Raw genomic sequence first — 24,380 nt, forward strand, 5'->3', positions numbered from 1 at the left:
GGCGGGGAGAGGCCGAGACCGAGTGGGGGCAGGCAAGGGCGAAAAAGGGAGAGGGGGAGCAGAGGAGGGGGGAGCAAGCCGGAAACCAGGGCGAGGGCCGGGAAAAAGGGGGGCGGCCGGAGGAAAAAGGGAGGCAGGGAAGGGCGGGAGGAAGAAAGGGGGAGGAAAGAGAGAGAGGAGGAAAAGAGAAGGAAGGAGAGGAGGGGAAAGAGGAGAGGGGGGGGAGAGGGAGAAGGAAGGAGAGGAAGGGGGAGAGGGAAAGGAAAAAGAGGAGAAGAAAGGAAAAAAGGAGGAGAAGGGGGGAAGGAAAAAAAAGAGAGGAAAAGAAAAAAGGAAGGAGGAGGGAAGAAGGAAGAGAAGGGGGAAAAAAAGAAAAGGGAGGAAAGGAAGGAAAGAAAAAGAGGAGAAGAAGAGGAGGGGGGAAAAGAACCTGTGCATTAAAAAGGGAGACCTTTAGGTCTCTCTTAGGATGTAAGCAGTAACTGTAGGACTCGAAGGCATTCCCGTATGGAAAATACCAGTTTCATTGTAGGGAATCGGCCGGTCGCCTAATAGTTTTAAGTATTTAGCAGTAGGTGTCGCAGAGGAATCGGCATTGCCGGTTCCTAAATTATTTGGTATTGATATCCTGATTCTCAATGTCCGATGCTCAATGCTTAAAGTGGTCGGGGGGTTGACATGGACCAATCCCGCGCGCCTATTTACGAAGCGCTGGTCGGGCACCGGCGGCGGCGGTACGCCGGCTTTCACGTGCCGGCGCACGCGGGGGGCCGCGGCGCGTCCCGCGCGCTGCGGCGGGAAGGCGGCTGCTTGCTGTCGCTGGATTTGACCGAGCTGCCGGGGCTGGACGACCTGTCCTGCCCGACGGGGCCGATCGCGCGGGCGCAGGAACTGGCGGCCGAACTGTACGGCGCCGACCGCACCTTTTTCCTGGTTAACGGTAGCACGGCGGGCATCCAGGCGATGTTTATGGCCTGCCTGAGGGCGGGCGACAAGGTCTTACTGCCGCGCCACGTCCACAGGTCGGCGGTGGCGGGATTGGTGCTGACGGGCGCCGATCCCGTCTATCTCCCCGCCGGGTTCGACGAGTGGGGGCTCCCCGTCCCGCCCGGCGAGGAAACGATCGCCGCCTGCCTTGAACGGCATCAGGACCTGCGGGCGGTGTTCCTCGTTCATCCCGCGTATTGCGGCCGTTCCGGCCTGACCAAAGGCGTTGTCGACCTTGTCCATTCCCGCGGGCTTCCACTGCTCGTGGACGAGGCGCACGGGGCGCTGCTCCCTTTTCACCCCGGCCTACCCCGCCCGTCGCTGGAACAGGGGGCCGACGCCTGCGCGATGAGCCTGCACAAGATGGGCGGGGCCCTGACGCAGGCCTCGATGCTCCACGTCCGGGACGGATTGGTTGACGAGGAAAGGCTGGCCCGGGCCGTCAGGCTCCTGCAGACATCCAGCCCGTCCTACCTTTTGCTGATGTCCCTCGACCTAGCCCGCCGCGAGCTGGCTGTCCGAGGAGCATCACTGGTTCGAAGGGCGGTCGGGGTGGGCGCGCGGTTGCGGGACGGCTTGCGCGCCATACCGGGGGTGGAGGTCCGGGAATCGCCCCCGGGCGGCTCCGACCCGTTGAAGGTCTTTTTCTCGCTGCGGGCGCGGGGCATGGACGGGTATTTGCTGTCGTCCGTCCTCGAGCGCCGGTACCGCGTCAACGTCGAGTTGGCCACGGCGGCCGGCGTCCTGGCCGTGGTGGGGCCGGGCACGGGGCTGCCGGAGGTGCGCGCCCTGTTGCGGGCCGTCCGTGAACTTGCGGGGAGGAAGTGGAAGGGGATAGCCTGTGACGTCCGCCCCCCGCTTCCGCCGCGCCGGATGACGCCCCGGGAGGCCTGGGCGGCGCCGTGGAAAACGGTCCGAGTTGAGAATGCCGTCGGCGAGGTGGCGGCCGAGACGCTCTGCGTCAGCCCGCCGGGAATTCCCCTACTGATTCAAGGTGAAGAGGTAACCCCGGAAATGGTAGAATACATGCTAGAGTTGCAAAAGCTGAAAAGGCCTTTCCCGGGAGACGAAGGAACGCTTTCGACCATCAAGGTCGTTGATGGGGGATAATTTGAAGGGCATATTCATTGTTTTTGAGGGGATCGACGGGACGGGGAAGTCGACCCAGCTCGGGCTCCTCGGCAAGGCGCTGCAGGAGAGGGGTTGCCCCGTGCTGATCACCCGCGAGCCCGGCGGAACCCGGCTGGGAGAGGCCATCCGGGGGCTTTTGCTCGACCCCGCTTACACCGAGATGGTCGAGCAGGCCGAGGCTTTCCTGTACGCCGCCGCGCGGGCCCAGTGCGTCCGCGAGGTCATCGTCCCGGCCCTGCAGAAGGGATACTATGTCCTGTGCGACCGTTACGCCGATTCCACCCTCGCTTACCAGGGGTTCGGCCGGGGACTGGACCTTGAGTTCCTGCGCCGGGTCAACGACCTGGCGACGGGAGGGGTCTACCCGGATCTTACGGTTGTTCTCGACCTCGACGTGGAACTGGCCGCAAGGCGCATGATCGGGGCGCGGGACCGGATGGAGTTGCAGCAAAAAGCTTTCTACTGCCGTGTCCGGCAGGGCTACCTGGAACTGGCGGCGCGGTGCCCGGAAGCCTACCAGGTCCTGGACGCGGCGGCCGACCCCGCGGAACTCGCGGCCGCGATCCTGGCCAGGGTGGAGGGTTTGCGGCCTTGAGGTTTTCGGACGTGCTGGGGCAGAGAGTCGTCAAGCGCTTGCTGCAGGCCTCCCTGTCCGGCGGGCGGGTGGCCCAGGCCTACCTTTTCTGGGGGATGCCGGGGGTGGGCAAGAGGACGCTGGCCCGGGCCTTCGTGCGCGCCCTGCTCTGCGAGAGCCCTGAACCCGAGGGCGCCTGCGGAAGATGCCGCGCCTGCCGCCTGGCCGCCGCCGGCAGCTACCCGGACTGGCACGTCCCCGGCACCGAAGGCCAGACCCTCGGCATTGCCGACGCCCGCGGCCTGCAGCAGGCCCTGCGCTATAAACCGTACGGCCGGCGCCATGTGGTGTCCCTGGAGAGGGCGGAGAGGCTGACCCTGGAGGCGGCCAACGCCCTGCTCAAAATCCTTGAGGAACCCGGCGGCCAGGTGGTGTTCATCCTTACCGCCGACCGCCTGGAAGCGATCCCGGCAACCGTTCGTTCCCGCTGCCTGCCTTTGCCCTGCCGCCCGCTCGACCGGGCGGAAATCCGAAAGGGCCTGGAGCGAGCGGGGGTTGACGGGCCGCGCGCCGCCGTCCTGGCCGCGCGCGCCGGGGGAAGCCTGGGACGGGCGCTCGAACTGGCCGCGGGGAACGGCGAGGACGCCGAGCCTTACAGGGCTATGGTTAGGTGGGCGGGGGAGATAGGCAAACTTAAGGTAACCAGGCTCCTGGAAATCGCCGAAGAGTTCGGGGGCCGGGAAACGGCCGACAAAAGGTTGGAGTTTCTGCTGCACTGGCTGCGGGACGTTTTGCTGTGGAAGGAGACGGCCAGCGAAGAGGCAATCGTTAACGTCCAGGACCTGGACGAGATCCGGCGCCAGAGCGCCCGCTTGACGAGCCTGGAACTGGCCGCGGCCGTCAGGGCGGTCGAAGAGGCCAGGCATCTGGTAGCGGCGAACGTCAACCCGCGGCTGGTAATCGATAACCTGTTGCTTAAACTGAATTCTTGCAGGTTTTAGTCAACTTAGTCCATAGAGCGAAGGGGTACTGATCATAAAGCATTGAGTATTCAGCGTTGAGCATTGGGATAGGGTAAGGATTTCAACCCACCACAGCTCAAAAGCCCGGTGCCCGATGCCTTTAGTATGAGTCGCCGTACCCAGCGCTTGGTCGGAGGAGGAAATACATGACTGGGAAAGTAGTAGGAGTCAGATTTAAGCCGGCAGGCAAGATATATTACTTCGACCCCGGGTACCTGGAACTTGCGCCGGGCGACGGGGTGATCGTCGAGACGGTCAGGGGCATCGAGTACGGCATCGTCGTGACGCGCGCCGAGGAGCGGCCGGTCGATGCCGAGCAGTCCCTGAAGCCGGTGATCCGCAAGGCCGACGCCGAGGACATGAAGCATCTCGCTTTGAATAAGGAGAAGGAGAAAGAAGCCGTTCAGATCTGCCAGGACAAGATCGCCGCCCACGGGCTGCCGATGAAGCTCGTCGACGTCGATTACACCTTCGACGGGAGCAAGATCATCTTCTACTTCACGGCCGAGGGCCGGATCGATTTCCGGGATCTCGTCCGTGACCTGGCCGCCGTGTTCCGTACGCGCATCGAGCTGAGGCAGATCGGCGTGCGCGACGAGGCCAAGATAATCGGTGGGCTGGGGTGCTGCGGCCGCGAGCTCTGCTGCGCCTCGTTCCTGCAGGAGTTCACGCCCGTTTCGATCAGGATGGCCAAGGATCAGAACCTCTCGCTGAACCCCGCCAAGATATCCGGCATCTGCGGGCGCCTGATGTGCTGCCTGAAATACGAAAACGAGGCTTACGAAGACGCCCGGGAAGGCTTCCCGGACAGCGGGACCAAGGTCGTTACGCCGCTGGGCGAGGGCAAGGTGACGGGGGTCAACATCTTCAAGAAGACGGTCAGCGTGGAACTGAAGGAGTCCAAGCATACCAAAGAGTTCCCGCTGCCTGAGATCCAGATAGTCGGGAAATGAACGATCAGCGGCCCGGAACGCTTTACCTGTGCGCGACCCCGATCGGCAACCTGGAGGACGTCACCTTGAGGGCGTTGCGCGTCCTCAAGGAAGTTGATCTCATCGCCGCCGAGGACACGCGGCAGACGCAAAAGCTGCTCCAGCGCTACGGCATCCGCACCCGCCTGATCAGCTATCACGCCCACAACCAGGATCGCAGGGCCGGCGAAATCTGGGCGGCCCTGGAAGCGAGAAAATCGGTGGCCGTCGTTTCCGACGCCGGTCTGCCGGGCATTTCCGACCCCGGGGCCCTGCTGGTCGCGGGGGCCGTGGAGCGGGGGATACCGCTGGTCGTGGTCCCGGGCGCCTCGGCCCCCGTTACCGCCCTGGTCGCCTCCGGGCTGCGGACCGACCGTTTCGTCTTTGAGGGTTTCCTGCCCCGCAAGGGCCGCAAGAAGCTTCTCGAAGAACTGGCCCTGGAGAGGCGCACGCTGGTTTTCTTCGAGTCGCCGAACCGCGTCCTTAAGACGCTGGAGGAACTGCGCGAGGTTTTCGGCGAGCGCCGGGCGGCCGTGGCCAGGGAGCTCACCAAGCTGCACGAGGAGGTTTTTCGCGGGACCTTGAGCGCCGCGCTCGAGCATTTTCGGGCCAACCCGCCGCGGGGGGAGTTCACCCTGGTGGTGGAGGGGAACACCGCTCTGGCTTCCGGGACGGTGCCCTCCAAGGCCGATGCGGCGGCCGAGGTGGAACGGCTGGTGGAGAACGGCGAGGAGCGCCGCGAGGCCATCAGGCTGGCGGCCCGCAGGCTGGGGATGCCCAAGCGCGAGGTTTACGCCCTGGTGGCCGCGAGGGAACGGTCCGGAAAGAATACCGAAACAAGCTGAAACAAAAAGAGAGGCTTTTGGGCCCCTCTTTTTGATGTTGTTGTCTTTAAAAAGCCTATGTACTAAATAGCCTGCACCTTAGCCTGGGCCTTCTCGGCCATCGCCAGGGCGCATTCGCGGCAGACCAGCTTGTTGCGGTAATACTGGACGTCGCCGGCGTTGCCGCAGAAGACACAGGCAGGCTCGTACTTCTTGAGGATGATCTTTTCGTTGTCCACGTAGATTTCCAGGGCGTCTTTCTCTTCGATTCCCAGCGTGCGCCGCAGTTCGATGGGAATCACCACCCGTCCAAGCTCGTCCACCTTACGCACAATACCTGTAGATTTCAACGCTTCCCCTCCCCAAAAAATAAAATGAGTCTTCGACAAAGTCCAACAAAATATTGCAAGTAAATGGTACCAAGCATTCCATTATAAGTCAATACCTTTTTTACATTTTCCTGGCATAACTTGACAGGTTTTTCAATTACCAGCGCAATCTCGGCACGCGTTCCGGGAAAGCTTGACAATAAAGAGCCAACTCAGGTAGAATTGTCGCGACACTTACAGAAGAAGGAAGGATTGGTTTTGGCCAAACCGACGTTCTACATCACGACACCCATCTACTACCCCAGCGATAACCTGCATATCGGCCACGCCTATACCACGGTGGCCGCCGACACGGTGGCGCGCTTCAAGCGGCTGACGGGATACGACGTTTGGTTCCTCACCGGTTCGGACGAACACGGCCAGAAGATCGAGCGGGCGGCCAAAAGCCACGGCGAAAGCCCCCGGGAGTACGTGGACCGGATCGTGGCGGGCTTTAAACACCTCTGGGAACGCCTCGGCATAGAGTACTCGGATTTCATCCGGACCACCGAAGAGCGCCACAAGAGGGTGGTCGCCGAGATTTTCACCCGGCTGTACGAGCAGGGCGACATCTACAAGGCGGCTTACGAAGGGTGGTACTGCACGCCCTGCGAAACTTTCTGGACCGAGCGCCAGTTGAAGGAAGGGAACTGCCCGGATTGCGGGCGGCCGGTGGAACTGACGCGGGAGGAGAGTTACTTTTTCCGCCAGTCCAAGTATGCCGACAGGCTCCTTGCGCACATCGAGGCCAACCCCGGGTTTATCCAGCCGCCCACCCGGCGCAACGAGGTCGTAAGCTTCATCAAACAGGGGCTGGAAGACCTTTGCGTGTCGAGGACAACCTTCGACTGGGGCATTCCGGTCCCCTTCGACAAACGGCACGTGATCTATGTGTGGGTTGACGCCCTGACCAATTACATCTCCGCCCTGGGGTACAACAGCGAAGACTCGAGCCTCTACGAGCGCTACTGGCCCGCCGACGTCCACCTGGTCGGGAAGGATATCATACGTTTCCACTGCATCATCTGGCCGATCCTCCTGATGGCGGCCGGCATTCCGCTGCCCAAGCGGGTGGTCGGGCACGGGTGGCTGCTCCTGGAAAGCGGGAAGATGTCCAAATCCAAGGGGAACGTCGTTGATCCCCACGTCTTGATCGACAAGTATGGGGTCGATGCGATAAGGTACTATCTCCTCCGCGAGTTGCCCTTTGGAGCCGACGGTTACTATTCCGAGGAAGCCCTGATCAACAGGATCAACATTGATCTGGCCAACGACCTGGGGAACCTCTTGAGTCGCCTCACCGCAATGATTACGAAATACCAAGGGGCTGTGGTCGAGGCTCCTTCGATAGGGGACCCGCTTGACAACGAACTGGTCGGCATCGCCCTGGAGGCCTCCGACGAAGTGGCCCGGCTGGTGGACGGCCTGGAGCTTTCGAACGCCCTGGCCGCGGCCTGGCGGCTGGTGTCGCGGGCCAACAAATACATCGAGGAGACCGCTCCCTGGAGCCTGGCCAAGGACCCCGCACAGAAAAAGCGGCTGAATACCGTAATGTACAACCTGGCCGAAGCCTACCGTTTCATTACGATCATGCTGACGCCGTTCATGCCCGGTTTTGCCGCCCGGGCCTGGCAGCAGCTCGGCCTCTCCGACCGCCCTGACCTGCAGACCTGGGAATCGCTGGCGTGGGGGAGGACGCCCGCGGGGACGAAGATCGCCCGCGGCGAGCCGCTCTTTCCGCGCATCGAGGTCGAGGCCGGATAGATGCTGGTCGACACGCACTGTCACCTGGACGACGCGTCCTTCGCCGGGGATCTTGATGAAGTAATCTCCCGTGCCCGCCAGGCGGGAGTGGCCGGGTTGGTCACCATCGGCAGTGACATGGCTTCGTCCCGCAAGGCGGTGGAGATCGCCGAGGCATACCCCGGCATCCGGGCGGCCGTCGGCGTCCACCCGCACGACGCCGCCAGAGCGGGAAAAGATTATCTGGACGAACTGCAGACCCTGGCGGCCCACCCCAAGATCGTGGCCATCGGGGAGATCGGGCTGGACTATCACTACGACCATTCGCCCCGCGACATCCAGCGGGAAGTCTTCCGGGCCCAGCTTTTGCTGGCGCGGGCGCTGGGCCTGCCCGTCGTCGTGCACTGTCGCGAGGCCGAGGAGGACACGCTGGCGATCCTGAAAGAGGCTCCCGGCCCCGGCGTCATGCATTGTTTTACGGGAAACTGGATCTGGGCTGAGGCTTTCTTGGGTCTCGGCTGTTACATTTCCATTTCCGGCGTGGTCACTTTCGCGAAAAGCGCCGACCTAAAGGATGTGGCCCGGAGGGTGCCAGCGGAGAGGCTCCTGCTGGAGACCGACGCGCCCTACCTGGCGCCCGTTCCCAGGCGCGGCCGGCGCAACGAGCCGGCCTTTCTGCCCTATACGGCGGCGATGGTGGCCGAGCTGCGCCGGACGACGGCGGAAAAGCTGGCGGCCCTGACGACGGCCAACGCCCTGCGCTTTTTCGGCATCAAGGAGGGGGAAATGTGACGCGTAAAGGGCTGGTATTTGTCTTCACCGGGGACGGCAAGGGCAAGACCACGGCCGCCCTCGGCCTGGGATTGCGGGCCTGGGGGCACGGCATGAGGGTGCTGTGCCTGCAGTTCATCAAGGGGGCCTTCCCGACGGGGGAAAGCGCGGCCTGCCGGAAGCTTGACGGCTTCGAGCTGCGCTCCCTGGGCCTGGGCCTGATCAGGGACAAGAGCCCCGGCGCCCTGGCGCCCCACCGCGAGGCGGCGCGCGAGGCCTTCCTGGAGGCCGAGAAGGCCGTCAAGTCCCCTGAATGGGACGTGGTCATCCTCGACGAGGTCTTCTGCGCCCTGCAACTGGGGCTGCTGTCAGAGGAAGACCTGCGGCGTTTAATTCGGGAAAGATTGTCGGAGCAGCACCTGGTGCTCACCGGGAGGGACGCTCCCCGAACGATATGCGACATGGCCGACCTGGTTACCGACATGAAATGTGTCAAGCATCCCTACGACCATGGGGTGGCTGCGCAGCCAGGCATTGAGTTCTGAGGCGTGAGCCGTGGCGATTACTGCCGGAGCCTGACGATAATTCCGTAAAGGAACGCCTTTTCTCCCGGCGAAGATAGTAACCGGGTGATAGGCATGACTTGGAATGAAATCCAATTTTATCCATACATAGCGCGCCCCTACGTCGCCGAAACCGTGGGCCCTTCCCGGCTGCCGCGGGTTCTGGCGGTATTGGGGCTGTTTGTTTTGTTGCTGGGGGTCGCCGCGGTCCTGTGGACCGATGTCCGGGTGACCGTGTCGGACGGCGGGGAAACCAGGATGGTCAGGACTTACTGCCGTTCGGTGGGGCAGCTCCTCGCGGCGCAAGGCATTACCCTCGGGGAGCGGGACGTCGTTGTTCCCGGCCCGGCGGCCCGCCTGGCTGAGGGAATGGAGATCAGGATCCTGCGCGCTAAACAGGTGAGGATCCTGGTCGACGGGACCGAGGTGAGGACGGTCAGCCGTGTCGAAACCGTGGGACAGGCGCTCGAGGCTTGCGGGGTCCGCCTGGGGGCTCAAGACATCGTTTATCCCTTGCCGGCGAGCAGGCTGCAAAAGGACACGGTCATCAAGGTCACCCGCGTCGAGGTCCGCACCGAGCGGACCGGCGTCCCCGTACCTTTTCGGGTGCGCCGCGTGACCAGCCCCCACCTTTTTGTGGGGCTTTCGCAGGTCGTCCGGGAAGGGGAGCCGGGCCTCGATCTGCAGGAGTGGAAGGTTACCTACCACGACGGGCGGGCCGTGGAACGCGAGCCCGGCCAGCGCGTTAGGGTCAAAGACCCGCGGGACAAGGTCGTGATGGTCGGAATGAAGGACGTCTCCCGCGGCGGCAGCGTCCCGCGTTACTCGGCGGTGATTACCATGCGGGCCACCGCCTACACGTATACAGGCTACAAGTGCGCCACCGGGGTCGACCCCGCCCCCGGCATCGTCGCCGTCGACCCGGCCGTGATCCCCCTGGGCACCGAGCTGTACGTCGAGGGTTACGGGTATGCGCGCGCCATGGACACGGGCGGCGTCATCAAGGGCAACCGGATCGATGTCTTTTTCACCACGCGCGAGGTGGCGCTGCAGTGGGGCGTCAGGGACGTTAACGTTTATGTTTTGGAGTAGGCATTGAATCATCATTGACAGGGCTCTTAGGCAGAATTAGGCTTGTACTAGGAAAAACCAAGCCCACTCTTTCATTGCTTGTAGATATAATGGCAAGGATATAATGGTAAGGAGATCGCGGTGCGGGAGCAGACGGCGGCAACCAGGGCCAGGGCGATCCTGGCGAGGCACAACCTTCACCCCAAGAAAGCGCTGGGGCAGAACTTCCTGCTCGCCCGCGGGGTAACGGAGAAGATCGTCGCCGCGGCGGGGATTGCTCCCGGGGACGTGGTTGTCGAGATCGGGCCGGGCCTGGGCGTCCTGACGCGGGCCCTGGCCGAGGCCGGGGCGCGGGTCCTGGCCGTGGAGCTGGACCGCACGCTGCTGCCCGTCCTGGAGGAAACCCTGCAGGGCCTGGCCGGTGTCGAACTGCTGCACGCCGACGCCCTGCAGCTCGATTACGCCGCCGTGCTGCGCGAGCGGCACCTGGCTCCCCCTTTCAAGGTCGTGGCCAACCTGCCCTACTACATCACCAGTCCCCTGATCGCCAAGTTCCTGGAAAACGAGCCCCGCCCCGCAGTGATGGTCCTGATGATGCAGAAAGAGGTCGCCGAGCGACTGGTCGCCGCCCCGGGGACGAAGGATTACGGCGCGCTGAGCGTTCTGGTCCAGTTCTATACGGAGCCGCGGGTGGTCTGCCGCGTTGCCCCGGGGAATTTCTTCCCCCCGCCGAAGGTCCATTCCGCGGTCGTCCGCCTGAACTTAAGAGATAGGCCGGTCGAGGTGGCCGACGCGGCTGCCTTCTTCCGCCTGGTCAGGGCGGCTTTCAGCCAAAGGCGGAAGATGCTTCCCAAGGCGCTGGAGGCGGCTGGGCTCGGTCTTGCGAAACAGCAGTGGGCGGCGCTGGCCGAAACGGCAGGCATCGATCCCGCCCGCCGCGGCGAAACACTCACCCTGGATGAGTTTGCCAGGCTGGCGGACGCCTGGGCTGAATTGCAGCACGGCGAGGAACTGCTATAATAGTAGTGTAAGGCTTGGGGAATCTTGTGAAGCGAGCGTGATAAGAGAGAGGGCCCAAACGTGGAGGATGGAGAAACGGCCTTCGACGAAGTTTTCAGCGTTTTTGAGGGAAGGTGCTTTTAAACATGTACCTAACCAGTCCCACCAAGGGAAGGCTTTCCTTTGAGGAGATGATGGACGAAATCCGCTCCTATATCGCCGGTCTGCCGAATTCGCAGTACAAGATCATCATCGGCTCGGATTCGCAGGTGATGAAGGGGCAGACCTGCTTCATCACGGCCGTCATCGTCCACCGTTTGAGCAAGGGCGCCCGCTATTTCTACCGCAAGCGCACGCACAGGAAGATCAAGAGCCTCCGGCAGAAGATTTTTTTTGAAACGGCGCTCAGCCTGGAACTGGGCGGGATCATCGCTAAGCACTGCGCCGAGGCCGGGCTGGACGAACACCAGGTGGAGATCCACATCGACGTTGGCAGCCATGGGGACACCAAGGACCTGATCCGCGAGGTCGTGGGCATGGTCACGGGCAGCGGGTTTAACGCCAAGATTAAGCCCGACGCCTACGGCGCCTCCTCGGTGGCCGACCGGCATACGAAATAGACGTAAGTCATAGGACATAGGACTTAGGATGTAGGGTGGTAGAATGTAGGATTTTGGAATAGAAGGCAGGATTTCAAGCGATCGCGGATGCGATCGCTTTCTAATTGCCTCGGACCTCTTTTTGAGCGGTCTTAAGGCTAACTTCCGAAGCATAGCCGTACCCTAGAGATGCCTATACCAAAACCAGTGTATTGGCTTTTTGCGGCACTCTCCTAGTGCTTTGTTTAGTAGTCAATGCCTTAAGCTTTATCAGGCAATGATGTGTTCCAAGATATCAAACCGGCGCTCTCTGTTGTATCCTTCATAGGTGCGGCCGCGCAGGCTGCGGGATCTTTCCTTTTGTTGCAGGACGCAGAAAGCCTCAATGTAGTCGCCGATAATCGTTTCGGCCAGCCGGGTGACGTGCCGCTCGCTCCTGTTGGGCGAGCCCAGGGCCTCGTGTGGGACGGCGGCGGCGACGCAGAAGTTCAGCCCGGCTTGGGCACCCATGACTACGGCAACGGGAGGAACGGCCAGTTCGCGCAGCGGAACGTTTTCCAGGAAGCGTTTGCTCAAGGCGTGCGGCCCGTGAGTCGGCGTTGCCGCCCCCAGGTGGTCGAGGCCCGCTGCTGCGTTGAGCAGCGTCCTTATCTTCATCAGATACAGGGCCAGAGGCGAAGCGGGGGTTTTTGAGCCGTCGGGCGGGTAGCAGTCGACCAGGGCGCAGTCGCAGCCCCGGTCCAGGATCGCTGCAGACAGTTCTTGCAGCGTATGCGCGCTGACGCCCTGCATATCGCCGTCGACAAACAGGACAGCCGCCGCGTTAAGCTCTTTGGCCAGTGACGCCCCTACGGCGCGGGGCACGTCGATTCCCAGCGGCTCTCTAAAGTATACCGGCAACACCCGGCCGTCTCTGCCGTGCTCCAGAACAATCGCCGCCGAGCCGTCGGTACAGCCGTTGATTACGGTGATGACGCGGTCCGCTCCCGCAGCCGTGACGGCGCGGATGACGTGACCGATGCTGCCTCTTTCGTTTCTGATGGGGATTACCGCGCAGAGCATGCGATTCCTCCTTGTTTGAAAAGACCCGCATGCCATGATAAGGAATTACGCTACCGGTTGTGCTTGGGCAAGTCACCCCGAACGTTCTCCCGGCATATTATGGAAAAAACGAGAAGGGGGCTTGCCGGCGTGGATATCGCAATAGGCGACATCGTTGGGCGGAAGTCTTACAACAAGGACATCTACTTTAAGGTTGTCGAACTGTTTGAGCGGGATAAAGTGCCTTACGCCATCCTCCGTGGGCTGGACATCCGGCTGGTGTCCGACGCGCCCGTGGATGACCTGGAGAAGATCAGCCCGGCGGAGGTCGCCGAGTACTGGCGTAAAGTCATGAAGTCGAGCGGCGAGCTTGTGAAGCGCTGTTTTGAGCGCCGTGAGAGTGAACAGATCAGGAGTTTAAATCGCACGGACGTACAGACTTTTGACGTTCCCGGAAGGGTCCTGCACATCGACGGGGACGGCGATTACCTCGACTTGTGCATAACCACCTATAAGCAGCTTGGCGTGCCCGCCGACGGTTACCACATTCCGGAGGAGAGGCAGCCGAAAGAGGTGGTGCTCCTGCTGCAAAAGCACCGGCCCGATTTGCTGGTATTGACGGGACATGACGCCCTGGCCAAGGGGGCGAGCAACTTCCGGGATATGAAGAACTACAGGAGCTCGGCTTACTTTGTCGAGGCGGTCCGGGCCGCCCGGCAGTGGGAAAAAAACCGCGACGACCTGGTCATTTTCGCGGGTGCCTGCCAGTCCTATTATGAAGCCATTCTCGAAGCCGGGGCGAATTTTGCCAGTTCACCGGAGCGCGTCCTAATCCACGCCTTCGACCCGGTCTTCATCGTGGAAAAAGTGGCCTATACACCCGTGTCCAAGGCCGTGGCGCTGAAAAGCGTGATCGAGTCGACAATCACCGGCTATCCCGGCATAGGGGGCCTCGACACGCAGGGCAAGTACCGCATGGGGGCGCCGAAGTCAGCGTATTGAATACTGTATGCCCATGCAATATACTTTTGGAAAACATTGCATGCATTAGGGTTTTACTGGGGGCGTTTCTTCTTTTTATGGCATATCATGCCACAGAAAGGAGGGTGCCTGGTGAATGGAGATGTTGCCCTGACCCTGATCGATGAAGTTCCCGTGATCGGCGCCCGTTACCTGGAAAAGGAGCGGGCGCTGGCGGAAGCCAAAAAGCTTGTCGCGCGAGTCTCCGCGAGGGTGCACGACGACAACCATACCGCCGTCCGCGTCAACTTTGTTTCCCAGGATGACGGGCGCTACACTTTGCAGGTGTTCAGCGGCGACGAGCCGGTGGCCGAGGTGGCGAACCTCGACGAACTGATGCTCCGCCGCTTTCGCAAGGCGTACAACGCCAGGAAGATGTTTATCCTGACCTGTTTCGTCGAGGGAATGGACGACGGCCCGCACAGTCTGGTGATCACCGACGGGTTGGGCGTGGTGATTTATAAACCGTTCGGCGCTTTGCTCTCTTAATTCTAAAGGATGTTCAACAGGGCCTCCCCGCAAGGAAGCCCTGTTTTTTTGCTCTGCGTAACTGCTGTCACGACGTTAGAAGCTGCAGTAAATAGAGCGGTTTCGGTCGTTCGGGTTCTTGATGTTTCGGCGGTTCGGGCTCTTCGAATTTTGGCCGTTGAGGCTGTTTGCGCAGGACGGCCCGGAAGCAATAGAGGTTGTACAGCCGCGAATAGACGGCGTCGGCCGGCTTCGTGAGAGACACGTCGCCCGCGAAGGCCAGACCCAGTTCCGCCGCCACCGACGTCAGCAGCCGCAAATCGACGGTCGGGTAGTCCAGGGTGAGGACGATGAGCCCGTCGTCCTTCAGCGTCCTTTGAAACTCCCGCAGCGAAAGGGATATGTCCCTGACCGGGAGGTGTTCGAGCACCGAAATGCAGTACACCTTGTCAAACTTTTTGTCTTCGTAGGGCAGGTCGGTGATGGAACAGCAGGCGTAGCGGACCTTGTTTAGATAGCGCCGGGCCAGGCCGTCCGGGTCGGGACAGCCGAAATCGCGGAAGGTTCGGGCGAGATGATCCTTGTCGTTCAGCATGTGGATCGCCGGGTCGAGGTCGCAGGCGTGCGCCTCCCGACAGACGTCGGCGAGGTGGAATTTGAACGGGTGCCCCAGGCCGCAGCCGGCGTCCAGGGCTACGTCCCCGCTCTCGCAGAACCGGCTGGCCCACTCGTACTCGTAAAACCTGCTCCACCATTCCCTGGGGATGTCGACGACGAGCTTCCTCGTTACGGGGTCGGATTGCACAAAAAAACGGGATGTCAACGTATCGGACATAATCTGCACCTCGAATTTACGGCCTCAAAAGGCCTCTCGCTGTTTGCCGGGCAATACGACGCCCGGGACCCGGCATTGTCTGGCCGGATGACGGCATCGAACCGGTTTTCGTAGGATCACGACGCCGCCCTCTAATCCTCGGTCCAGGCGACCAGGTTGGGCTTCGGGTCGAGGATGGAGAGGTACTGCTCCATTATCCCGTACCGTCCCTGGGGGTCGAGCTGCTTGTAGCGGTAATACTTGGCGAGGCGGTCGGCCGGTTTCATCCAGCCGAGGTGTTTCACCCGCAGGTCGCTAGCGGCGCCTTTAAGCTGCGTTATATTCCTGGGGAAACGGCCGCAGTGCTGGGGCGTTTCCTGCCACTCGTAGTTAAAACCGGGGACGTGCCGCACCATAAACGGCCGGTGGTAGCGGTGCGCTGTCCAGTACGCGTCCTCGCGGTAGCGTTGTTCGTCCCACATGTCGTAGAGGCGGAAAGAGTACACCTCTACGCCAGGGTTTGCGGCAAGTCCCCGGAGTTCCTGTACGGCACGGTCTTCGAAGATCTCGTCGGCGTCAAGGACGAGAATCCAGTCCGGGTCCGTGCCGACGGCTAGGTTCCATAGCTGCTTGCGCAGGACGATTTCGTTGCTGAAAGACGGTTCGCCGTTGCTGACCAGGGTCAGGAGAATGTGGCCCAGGGCTGTGCGGCATACTTCAACGGTGTTGTCGTCGCTGGCGTCGTCGAGGATGACGGCGCTGTCGACGTACCGGGCGGCGTGTTTGAGAACCCTTTCCAAGTACCGGCCGGCTTCGTTTCTGACCAGCATGGCGAGGGTGATCCTGCTTCCCCTTTTGGCCCGGCGGCCGGCGGCCTGGACTTTAACCTGTAGGGCCTCCTGCGATGCGGGTTGTGGCGCTGCTGAAAAGTGGCGGTTTTTATAAGCCTCAAGCCCGGCCAGTTCGGACTCCCGGTAGATGTGGTACGGCGGGTAGTAGGTATCGGCGTACAGTTCCAGGCCCAGCGCGGCGGCCCGGATGCAGAAATGGCGGTCTTCCCCGGTGAGGTCCAGGTTATAGATTTCTTTAAAAGAGACTCCCATCAAGATCGCTTTGCGGCTGATAAGGGTGCAGGCTCCGAGCCCGCCGACCTTGTAAGTGCCCGGTTGCTGCAGCATCTTCAGGAAGGCGCTTATTCTCCGCACCATCTCGTCGTTATCTAATACCTCGTCTCTCTGTGCCTCGTACAACCGGTAGTCGTGGGCTACCCAGACCTGGGGCAGGGGGGGCAGTTCAGGCTGCCACCTGGTCCAGAACACTTCCGAAACGATGTCTTTACCCAGCCCGGCTAAGTGGATCAAAGTCTTAGGGTGCAGCACAAGGTCGGAGTCGACGAGGAACAGGAAGTTAAAGCCTTCGTCTTTCGCCATGTCGATGAACCTGTCCTTGTAGGCGGCCACCTTCCAAACGAGGCTGTCCCGCCAGTGGTGGGTGTTCTCGTCGCACCGGTATTCTTCGGACGTTCCGCCCCGGAAGATTCGAACATTAGTTCTGCCTGCCGCGAAATTCCTAAGCAGATCGCTTTCCTCGTCGTTATCATCAACAAACACGAAGGCGAGATCCATTCCGGTGGTTTCGAGCTGTTCCAGGGACCACAGGAATTCTTTTAATACCGCCGGTTTCTGGCGCACCGGACTGGCAACCAGGACCTTCAACACATCATTAACCTCCTAGCTTGCAATTCCAGCATTGCCGAGGCCTGTTCGAGAAGTCCCTTGATGGGGTTGAACAGAGGGCAGGAGAGCCCGGCTTGAGCAGCCTCGGCGTGTACTTGCATTATGGCGGTGCCCACCAGCTGGTACTTATGGCAGGGCCCGGCCGTTGGGCCGCTGTCATACAACTGCTCCGCGATGCGGCGGGATGTTTCGCATGTCTTGGCCAACTGTCGGGGATCACCTGCGGCTGCGGATTCTACTACCGCGAGCAGCGCCGTTACGAGGGCCAGGTGCCTTTCCCCGCAATCAAGCAGTCCTTTCACCAAGCTTTCCTTTTGCCCCGGGGATATTAAGCGGGCGAGTTTCACCCACTCCGGCGAAACCTGTTCCCGTCCGATCATCTCAAGGATTTGCGTAAGGGGATAAATAACGTGCGGCGCCAGGCGGAGGGCTTGCAGGTAGTGATCCCGGGCAGTTTCGTACCGTTTCGCCATCCGGCATGCGTCTCCAAGGAGAGAGTGAATGCTATGGCTTGGAAGGACCTTGCTGCCTCCGGACAAAGCCAGGTTCAACGCGAGGGCGGCTTGGGCTCCATCACCGGCACGGAGAGCCGCCATCCCTCTTATCGCATTCAGATCGGGGTCATCAGGCAGCATCCGACCGGCTTTGTCCAAGAACGCATTAAGGCGGTCCATCTCACCTGACTGAAGAAAAGCTAATCCCAGAGAGGTCAAGACATTGTGGAAATACCCCTCTGTCCCGCGCATCAAGGTTAAGGCCTTCTCCAATTGCTCCGCTCCCTTGCTGATTTCGCCCTGCTGGAGGTATTCTGTACCCAAGCTGAACAGGAGAAAAGGATCGTTGGGCTTTGCCGCCAGCGCCTTCTCGATGACCGAGATATTACGGCGGTGTTTCTGCTTCAAACCGACTTGGTGTGCTAGGTACCCGAAGTGGTGAATGACCAGGTCGGAAAAAGCCAGCCCGCCGCCACGGTTGTGCTCCCGGATGCTGCCGGCAACCTGTTCGTGAATGGCTCCGGCAAAGCGGTACCAGGGTTTGTTTTTGAACAGCCGCACGACCCGGTCGGGGGCAACCATGGCCCCGTCGCCGACATAGCTTTGGATAAAGACATAATACCCCTCCACACCGGGCGCTTCGAGAAGAGGTTTTAGGATTTCCGGGTCGACCGGCTGCAGCACTTCGTCGGCGTCCAGAACCATGATCCAGTCGCCTGAGGCCCTGTCAAGGGCGTAGTTCCGGGCGGCTGAGAAGTCGTTTTCCCACTTAAAGTCGTAGACTTTGGCGCCAAACGCTAGCGCCAGCTCCCTGGTCCGGTCGGTTGAGCCCGTGTCGACGACGATCATTTCATTCACCAGGCTGCGGACACTGGTCAGGCAGGAGCCAATAGAGTGTTCTTCGTTCTTTACGATCATACAGAGGCTCAGTGAAGGCGAACTCACTTGTACAACCTCCTGGCCAGCCTGTGCTGTTTGTCAAGCGTCTGCCTCAAAGCCTCGGCTTTGCTTTTCAGGTAGTCTGTCAACGCAGTGCAGCCCTCAGCGGAAAGATCCGCCAAGAGCTTCATTGCCGCCTTTGCCAGGCGGGCGTAATCGACCTTCTCCCGGCGATCGCCCGGTGCGATAGGCGCGGCGCTGGAACGCAAACAGTCCTCCAGGATGTCCAGGACAAGCTTGATCACTGCCCGTTCACGGGGTTTCTCCGGACGCCCGCACCAGGTATGCCCGCTGCAGAGGGAGACCAGGTTCAAGAGCGCCCAGGCCTCGCTGCGCTGCTCTGGTTTGCGCCACAGTCTTAGTGCCTGTTTCCGGGCGGTCGGGGAGTCGTTCACAAGCAGCAGGGCGACAATTCGGTGAACGGCAACGGAGACGTCAAATATCCTGCAAGTGGCCTCGAATTCATTCACCAGGGAGAGAGCGTGTTCGGGTTCCCCGCCGTAGGTCGAGAAGCGAATAATTTGCGGTAGGTAGCGGCAGTCCCAGGACGATGGGCATTCTTTGAGGCACAGCAGGGCTATGTCCGGGCGGCCCGACGCAAAGAACAGCTCGGCGAGTGCAGCCGCTTGCTGAAACGTCCGGAGATACCCGGTCTTTCTGAAGTGTTGAAACACATCCGGCGGCGCGCTCCTGTAACGTTCGAGAAGAAAAAGGCTGTAAAGGGGGTAGATATAGTCCGGGTTTGCAGCCAGGGCTTGCTTATAATAATCACATGCCTCTTCTAATTGTCCAAGCTGCTCGGAACAGTAGCCAAGATGGTATAGCGCTAAGAAACCCTCCGTTCCTACGGTGTGGGTAAACAGGGGAGGGGGTGTGCCACAATTCAGGGCTTCCTTAAACCACCTGATAGCCACCGCGTACTCGCCTTTCAGTTCAAGCAGGACACCGCCTTCAAAGAAAAGATCGCTGTACGAGGGGTAACGGGAAGACTCCTCGAGGCAAATGCAGAGAGCCTCGTCGAGCTGCCCCAGGACCTTAAGGCAGTGAACCCGGTACAAGACTGCAGGTGCCCTGAACAGTACGTTGCTGTCGTCCAGCTCACGGCAAGTTCGCTGGAAGCATTCAAGGGCCCGCGCGGGTTTCTGCAAGCCGAGCCACTCCAGCCCGAGGTAGTACTGCAGGAAGGAATTGGCCGGGTCGGCTTCCACGGCCTGGAGCAGCAGGTTGAGGTTGCGGGCGCGCTTTTGGTTGCGCTCTTTTGCTGCTACCGGCCGGTGCCAGATAACCGGGGCGTCCGTAATCCCTACTACCCCTGGGCGATCAATCATTATTTGTTCGTGGATACGGCCACTGAAGCGGTAATCGGGTAGGTTGCGGAAGAGTCTTAGTACCAGTGACCGGCTGAAACAGGAGCCTGTCTCGTCGGCTTGGCTGAACAGCGGAAGGAAGAAGGCTTCGCACCCGTTATTGTTCTGAACGAGAGCGCGCAACTCCCCGGCGGCAACGTCCAATTCCTCGTCGGCATCAAGGGACAGGATCCATCCGCTGGAGGCCCTTTCAATCGCATAGTTCCGGGCGGTACTAAAATTTCCCGTCCACTGATACGTATAGAGTTTCTGGGTATAGTGCCGGGCGAGTTCTAACGTTCGGTCCCTGGAGCCGGTGTCAACAATGACGATTTCGTCAACCTCATCCTTGACACTGTTCAAACACCGTTCGAGATGGGCCTCTTCATCACGCACAATCATTACCAGGGCTATGGTGTTATCCATGTCTTTAGTTGTGCCTCCTCAAGAAGCGTCCGGAAGACGGGAACCTCGGGGTACCGGGTCCTTGCTTCTTCGAGAGTTCGCCGGCGCATTTCTTCGTAGAGCCTGATCAATTTAACATAATGTCGCGGCTCCCCTGGTTCCATCGCCAGCGTCTTATGATAAAGATCCGCAGCATCGGTGTATAGATTTTGTCTTTGCTTTATTTCTGCCAGCGTGGACAATATGCACACGTTTTCGGATTCAGTGTCCAGCCGAAGACTAAGGTAACGTTCGGCTTCTTCGAGGTAGTCATAACGATAAAAGAGTTCGCCTATCACCCCGGCGTTCTGGTTTAAGGACCCCTTATCGAGCCTTTCTAGAAGAGATGTGGCAAGCCCCACCTCTCCAAGGTCGAGGGCGCGCGCCACAATGTCCAGCAAAAGGTTCATCCCTTCGGTGCCGAGCGATACCGGCCTGGTCCGGCGGCGACCGGAGGAGTCTCTTAAGAGTTCGACAACTGCTCCCGTTTCAGCGGAAAGCCCCATGGCAAACAGTTCATCCGCTATTTGTCTTGACTTCCGGCGATTTCCGCGCAACCAGAAACAAAGCAGCCTGTTCAACGTTGCCAGTGGATACAGATGGTGCTGGGGGTCGAAATTGTTTAGTATACGCAACGCCTCAAGGTGGCGTTTTTCCTGAATGAGGCAGATTGCCTTCCAGAGCTCCGTTTCAGGCGATGCGGCCCCCGCATCGATGCCGCGCTCCAGGTATTTTAGGGCCAGTTTGTAGGCTGACAGCCCGAAGAGGATTTTCCCCATCAGGAGGTTGGCTTCCGGCGTGCAAAACTCGCAGAGCTGGTTAAGGCAGTTCTCCGCGTAGACCGGGTCTTTCTGCGGTTCCAGCAGGGCGGTGATGCGTTCCAGGGCCGGAACAAAGGAGGGGTTATCCCGCAGACTCAACACGTAAAAGCGCATGGCTTCTTCGGCATTGGCAAAGATTTCGGCCACCCGCCCAAGCTGATAGTAGCAGCGGAAACCCCGGAGTCCGCTGAACGGGGCGTAGTAGGACCGTTGTTCGGGGGTTGCCAGGGCCTTTTGGAAAAAGTCATAGGCCTGGGCGTATTTCTTCATTTCCATGGCGCACAGGCCACCGTAATAGTATAGGTCGGCGTAATCGGGAAACAGGCGCAGGCCAAGGTCCACGACTTCGAGTGATTTATGCGGCATTCCGGCAGCCTGGTAGCACAGAACGATGTAACGGAGCAGCTTTGGCAAGTAAATAGTCTGGGGGTCTATACCGTTGGCCGCCTTGACCAGCTCCGCTGCAGCCTCCGCGTAGCGCTCCGCTCGGTAGAGCTCCACCCCATAATGGTAGCGCAGCAGGCGGTTATCCGGGGCGGCGGCCAGCTCTTGCTGCAGGATGCTCAGGTTCCGGTTCTTTTTGTCTTTGGTTTCGATTTGCTGATGGAGATACCCGTAATGGATAATGACCAGATCTTCGGCGACCTGATACCGGGCGTTGCCGTTTCTCTCAAGAATAACGTCTACAATCTGCTCGTGAATGGCTCCCCGGAACCTGTAATCGGACCGGTTCCGGAACAGGCGAAATACCAGGTCCGGGCAGGATTCGATCCATCCTTCTTTACCAAGGTAGTTGATGATCCGTACAAAATACCCTTCGATATCATTGCTGGCGGTGATCCTGCGCAGAACATCCCGGCTTTCCCCGGCAAGTTCCTCGTCGGCGTCCAGAAAGAGAATCCAGTCTCCGGTGGCGTGTTCCAGTGAAGCATTGCGGGCGTCACTGAAATTCCCGTTCCACGTAAAGTGATATACAAGGGCGCCGTATTCCCTGGCTATGTCCACGGTGCTGTCGGTTGATCCGGTGTCCACGACGACAATTTCATCCACGGCGTCACCGACACTCCCGAGGCACCGTCGGATGTTTTGCTCTTCGTTTTTGACAATCATACACAGGCTGATCCTGTTTTGCATGGGCTAGGCATCCCCCCGGAAGATTCTTATGACAATATATGTAAAAGAATCAGTGTCGTTCCACCTTGCGATAACATATGATAAGGTGACCAGGTAATTATTGGTCATAAAACCAACAAAAGGGGGAAACACGGTGCCCAACTTCAAAATCTTTCAGGACAATGCCGACCAGGCACGCGTAAAAATCTTCGGGAGCCAGAACGTGGCTCTCAACACCGATTCCTCGGGGCGGGCAGTAGTCACGGCACCGGCCGAGGGGCTGGCCATTACCCCGCCCAGCGGCGGGCTGTCGATCACCCCGCCGACCGGGGGCCTGTCCATTACGCCTCCGACCAATGGTCTTACCGTTACCGCCCCGGCTGAGGGACTGTCGATCACCCCGCCCAGCGGCGGGCTGTCGATCACCCCGCCCAGCGGCGGGCTGTCGATCACTCCGCCGAGTAGCGGGCTGCTGATTACCAGTCCGGGCCTCGCTGTGGAGTCCACCTTGGCGACTACAGAAGTCCAGTCCACGGTGGCCAATTTCTCAAGTACCGCCGGCGCTCCGGATACGGCCTACAATATTATGGAATGGAAGACTTACACTTTCGGCGTAGTAAATAACTCGTTGGCCGCCAATGCCCAGGCGACGGTTAAACTGCAGATAAGCCCCGATGCGACCAACTGGATCGATCACGCCGGTCCCGTCACCCTGAATCAGGGGGCGGTTGATGCGGTGGTAGCGTCCATCTTCCTCAAGTACGCCCGGGTTTACTATGCGGCTGTCAACTCCAACAGTGCGGTAACCCTGAACATCTTCTTCCAGGCTCAAACCTAAGGCGAAGCGGGAGACCGGGGATCCACGGTCTCCCGCATCCGTTTGCCCAAGTCCGGGTCTGTTCAAGTATCCGCTGGTGGGAGGTTAGTACTATGAAGAGGCGTCTGGGGGCCAGGCGGGTCAGCGTCGAGGGTATCCATGTCCGGTCTTTTTCAGGGGATGCCCGGGCACAATCGAATATCATCGTACAGCCCCTTCAGGTAAGTTGCCGGGGCACCTACTATCCGATTGTGCCGTGCACGGTTCCCTGCTTTACAAGCAACGTGGAACGGGACCTGGTGACTTCGGACATTGAGAATTACAGCAATCCGGTGGACATTGCCCAAATCAAGACCTTTTCGCTGCTCGTCTTAAACCATGGCTCCAACCCAGTCGTAGTACAGCCGCAATTAAGCCCCGATAATATCGTATGGGATTCTTTTGAAGAACTCTCGTACGTCATTGGTGGCGGCGAAAGCCGTCTTCTCGTTCCCCAGTATTTTCTGCGGTTCGTCCGTGTAAAGTATCAGAACTACATTCTTGGAAGCAGTACGGTTATAACTGTCTGGTTTCAAGGACAGAGCTAGGCTCCGGAAAGAATCCGGTACGTGTGAGGATAAGTTAGGTCCGGAGCTGAAACTACGGGCGTGGGTTTTAATACGGGAAGCAGCCCAAATTTTTTGTAAACACAGATCGAAACCAGGTAACAAGTTGCGATGGTTACGAATACGCTGTACCAGAAGCTGGGATGTCAGAGAGGATTAGCCAATCAACCCTGCTTCTGACCCTGATCATCACTGAGAGAAAGGAGAGTAACTATATGGGTTGTCCCAAGTACACAGGAATGGGCGCCAGGGACGTATACGCGCAACAGGTGCCTCCCACATGTACTGACCCGACCGATTCCTGTTCGCTCTGTTGCGCCGTCTTCACCGATCCCGATTTGCGGGCGGCGTTCGGCTACCAGGAGGACACCGCCGTCTGCGAGTGTCACGACATCTGCGTCGAGGACGTCAGGCTGATCTGCGTCCACGAGGAGACGGTCTCACTGCAGTTGCCGGGTGTTGACGCCCTTGCCGCCAACTGCCGCGGGCGGCGGATCGTCACCAACGCTGCCGCCTTCACGTGCCTGGACGTTACCGTGACCTGCGCCGAGGAAAACCTCCTGCCCGACTGCTCCGGAGTGGAAAACGAGGTCGGCCTGCAGGTCGTGCTGGAGTCCACGACGACCACGCCGCCGATGATCTTTCTCATCAATACCACCGTCACCTTTGAATGCACGCAGTTCTTCACCTTCCCGGATGGCCAGTTGAGAAACTCGGGCAGCACCCCGTCGATCCAGGAAGAGCTGACGCTGATCGACGGTTCCTGCAAGACGATCATCATCGAAAGCTGCGAGGTCATTCCCGACCCCACCTGCCCGCGGGTGGAAGTCGGTCTCAAGGTTATCGACAAGCTGTGGAAGTTTGAGAACCTGCTGGTTTCCGCCATCCGGCCTTACCCCGAAAACATCACCGTCTGCACGGTCTTCGGAGGCAACCAGCTCATCGGTCCCTGCCCGCCCAGCCCGTGCCCGTAAAGCGGCAGTGCCGCCCAGCGATATGCAAGAGCAAGCCGGATCCGTCAATTATGGAAAAACCCCAGGTTTTCAAGGGATAGCACTCAAAGGGACAATAACTGAACCGAGGGCTAACCGGTACGGGG

24 protein-coding genes are annotated in these 24,380 nt (G+C 60.0%); 17 read left to right on the forward strand and 7 right to left on the reverse strand.

All coding sequences use genetic code 11. From position 1 onward, the window contains the following. The 6 genes from ACUM6F_RS11590 to rsmI form a co-directional block, all read left to right on the forward strand. The coding region (locus tag ACUM6F_RS11590) for a hypothetical protein (RefSeq protein ID WP_445349317.1) at positions 1-482 on the forward strand (482 nt) is incomplete at its 5' end. Positions 483-678: 196 nt separating this feature from the next. Continuing rightward, on the forward strand, positions 679-2,097 hold the full coding sequence (locus tag ACUM6F_RS11595; RefSeq protein WP_445349318.1) for an aminotransferase class I/II-fold pyridoxal phosphate-dependent enzyme: 1,419 nt from the start codon (positions 679-681) through the stop codon (positions 2,095-2,097). After that, a complete protein-coding gene (gene tmk / locus ACUM6F_RS11600) occupies positions 2,087-2,713 on the forward strand; it encodes a dTMP kinase (protein WP_445349319.1) in 627 nt (208 codons plus the stop codon). Before ACUM6F_RS11595 ends, tmk begins: the two co-directional genes overlap by 11 nt. Next, positions 2,710-3,693: a DNA polymerase III subunit gene (locus ACUM6F_RS11605; RefSeq protein ID WP_445349320.1), complete on the forward strand. Its 984-nt coding sequence runs from the start codon at positions 2,710-2,712 to the stop codon at positions 3,691-3,693. Before tmk ends, ACUM6F_RS11605 begins: the two co-directional genes overlap by 4 nt. Before the next feature lie 167 nt (positions 3,694-3,860). After that, positions 3,861-4,667, forward strand: a complete 807-nt coding sequence (locus tag ACUM6F_RS11610; protein ID WP_425620650.1) for a PSP1 domain-containing protein — start codon at positions 3,861-3,863, stop codon at positions 4,665-4,667. After that, positions 4,664-5,530 (forward strand): 16S rRNA (cytidine(1402)-2'-O)-methyltransferase, encoded by an 867-nt coding sequence (gene rsmI / locus ACUM6F_RS11615; protein WP_445349321.1) that lies wholly within the window; start codon positions 4,664-4,666, stop codon positions 5,528-5,530. The genes ACUM6F_RS11610 and rsmI overlap by 4 nt, the downstream gene beginning before the upstream one ends. Before the next feature lie 62 nt (positions 5,531-5,592). Here rsmI and ACUM6F_RS11620 read toward each other — a convergent pair whose 3' ends face one another. Next, positions 5,593-5,859, reverse strand: coding sequence for an AbrB/MazE/SpoVT family DNA-binding domain-containing protein (locus tag ACUM6F_RS11620; protein ID WP_425620652.1), 267 nt, complete (start codon positions 5,857-5,859; stop codon positions 5,593-5,595). 237 nt (positions 5,860-6,096) lie between these two features. Here ACUM6F_RS11620 and metG point away from each other — a divergent pair, with 237 nt between their 5' ends. From metG to ACUM6F_RS11650, 6 genes are all read left to right on the forward strand, one after another. Further along, positions 6,097-7,641, forward strand: coding sequence for a methionine--tRNA ligase (gene metG, locus ACUM6F_RS11625; RefSeq protein ID WP_445349322.1), 1,545 nt, complete (start codon positions 6,097-6,099; stop codon positions 7,639-7,641). Further along, positions 7,642-8,412 carry a TatD family hydrolase gene (locus tag ACUM6F_RS11630; protein WP_445349323.1) on the forward strand — a complete coding sequence of 257 codons (771 nt, stop codon included), beginning with the start codon at positions 7,642-7,644 and terminating at the stop codon, positions 8,410-8,412. It begins immediately after the preceding gene. Then, positions 8,409-8,936, forward strand: coding sequence for a cob(I)yrinic acid a,c-diamide adenosyltransferase (gene cobO, locus ACUM6F_RS11635; protein ID WP_445349324.1), 528 nt, complete (start codon positions 8,409-8,411; stop codon positions 8,934-8,936). Before ACUM6F_RS11630 ends, cobO begins: the two co-directional genes overlap by 4 nt. Positions 8,937-9,029: 93 nt before the next feature. Continuing rightward, positions 9,030-10,046, forward strand: coding sequence for a ubiquitin-like domain-containing protein (locus ACUM6F_RS11640; protein ID WP_425620656.1), 1,017 nt, complete (start codon positions 9,030-9,032; stop codon positions 10,044-10,046). A 120-nt stretch (positions 10,047-10,166) separates the two neighbouring features. Continuing rightward, complete coding sequence (rsmA, locus tag ACUM6F_RS11645) at positions 10,167-11,045, forward strand: 16S rRNA (adenine(1518)-N(6)/adenine(1519)-N(6))-dimethyltransferase RsmA (protein ID WP_445349325.1); 879 nt, start codon at positions 10,167-10,169, stop codon at positions 11,043-11,045. A gap of 125 nt (positions 11,046-11,170) precedes the next feature. Beyond that, positions 11,171-11,644, forward strand: coding sequence for a ribonuclease H-like YkuK family protein (locus ACUM6F_RS11650; RefSeq protein ID WP_445349326.1), 474 nt, complete (start codon positions 11,171-11,173; stop codon positions 11,642-11,644). Between the two features lie 249 nt (positions 11,645-11,893). Here the strand turns inward: ACUM6F_RS11650 and ACUM6F_RS11655 are convergent, their stop codons facing one another. Next, positions 11,894-12,685 carry a glycosyltransferase family 2 protein gene (locus ACUM6F_RS11655; protein WP_445349327.1) on the reverse strand — a complete coding sequence of 264 codons (792 nt, stop codon included), beginning with the start codon at positions 12,683-12,685 and terminating at the stop codon, positions 11,894-11,896. Positions 12,686-12,814: 129 nt separating this feature from the next. Between ACUM6F_RS11655 and yabG the strand changes: the two genes are divergently transcribed. Beyond that, on the forward strand, positions 12,815-13,666 hold the full coding sequence (gene yabG, locus ACUM6F_RS11660) for a sporulation peptidase YabG (RefSeq protein WP_445349328.1): 852 nt from the start codon (positions 12,815-12,817) through the stop codon (positions 13,664-13,666). 111 nt (positions 13,667-13,777) lie between these two features. Then, positions 13,778-14,173: a hypothetical protein gene (locus tag ACUM6F_RS11665; RefSeq protein ID WP_445349329.1), complete on the forward strand. Its 396-nt coding sequence runs from the start codon at positions 13,778-13,780 to the stop codon at positions 14,171-14,173. 67 nt (positions 14,174-14,240) lie between these two features. Here ACUM6F_RS11665 and ACUM6F_RS11670 read toward each other — a convergent pair whose 3' ends face one another. The 5 genes from ACUM6F_RS11670 to ACUM6F_RS11690 form a co-directional block, all read right to left on the reverse strand. Beyond that, positions 14,241-14,987, reverse strand: a complete 747-nt coding sequence (locus tag ACUM6F_RS11670) for a class I SAM-dependent methyltransferase (RefSeq protein ID WP_445349330.1) — start codon at positions 14,985-14,987, stop codon at positions 14,241-14,243. Between the two features lie 131 nt (positions 14,988-15,118). Beyond that, positions 15,119-16,684: a glycosyltransferase gene (locus ACUM6F_RS11675; protein WP_445349331.1), complete on the reverse strand. Its 1,566-nt coding sequence runs from the start codon at positions 16,682-16,684 to the stop codon at positions 15,119-15,121. Next, complete coding sequence (locus tag ACUM6F_RS11680) at positions 16,678-18,141, reverse strand: glycosyltransferase family 2 protein (RefSeq protein WP_445349332.1); 1,464 nt, start codon at positions 18,139-18,141, stop codon at positions 16,678-16,680. The genes ACUM6F_RS11675 and ACUM6F_RS11680 overlap by 7 nt, the downstream gene beginning before the upstream one ends. Then, on the reverse strand, positions 18,138-19,907 hold the full coding sequence (locus tag ACUM6F_RS11685) for a glycosyltransferase (RefSeq protein WP_445349333.1): 1,770 nt from the start codon (positions 19,905-19,907) through the stop codon (positions 18,138-18,140). The genes ACUM6F_RS11680 and ACUM6F_RS11685 overlap by 4 nt, the downstream gene beginning before the upstream one ends. After that, a complete protein-coding gene (locus ACUM6F_RS11690; RefSeq protein WP_445349334.1) occupies positions 19,892-21,880 on the reverse strand; it encodes a glycosyltransferase in 1,989 nt (662 codons plus the stop codon). Before ACUM6F_RS11690 ends, ACUM6F_RS11685 begins: the two co-directional genes overlap by 16 nt. A gap of 133 nt (positions 21,881-22,013) precedes the next feature. Between ACUM6F_RS11690 and ACUM6F_RS11695 the strand changes: the two genes are divergently transcribed. The 3 genes from ACUM6F_RS11695 to ACUM6F_RS11705 all read left to right on the forward strand — a co-directional run bounded on the left by ACUM6F_RS11695 (position 22,014) and on the right by ACUM6F_RS11705 (position 24,255). Next, positions 22,014-22,697 carry a DUF6385 domain-containing protein gene (locus ACUM6F_RS11695; protein ID WP_445349335.1) on the forward strand — a complete coding sequence of 228 codons (684 nt, stop codon included), beginning with the start codon at positions 22,014-22,016 and terminating at the stop codon, positions 22,695-22,697. Between the two features lie 92 nt (positions 22,698-22,789). Next, positions 22,790-23,263 carry a DUF6385 domain-containing protein gene (locus ACUM6F_RS11700; RefSeq protein WP_425620668.1) on the forward strand — a complete coding sequence of 158 codons (474 nt, stop codon included), beginning with the start codon at positions 22,790-22,792 and terminating at the stop codon, positions 23,261-23,263. A 233-nt stretch (positions 23,264-23,496) separates the two neighbouring features. Further along, positions 23,497-24,255, forward strand: a complete 759-nt coding sequence (locus ACUM6F_RS11705) for a hypothetical protein (RefSeq protein WP_445349336.1) — start codon at positions 23,497-23,499, stop codon at positions 24,253-24,255. Positions 24,256-24,380 lie beyond the last annotated feature (125 nt).

It is taken from the genome of Desulforudis sp. DRI-14 (genome assembly GCF_052618305.1).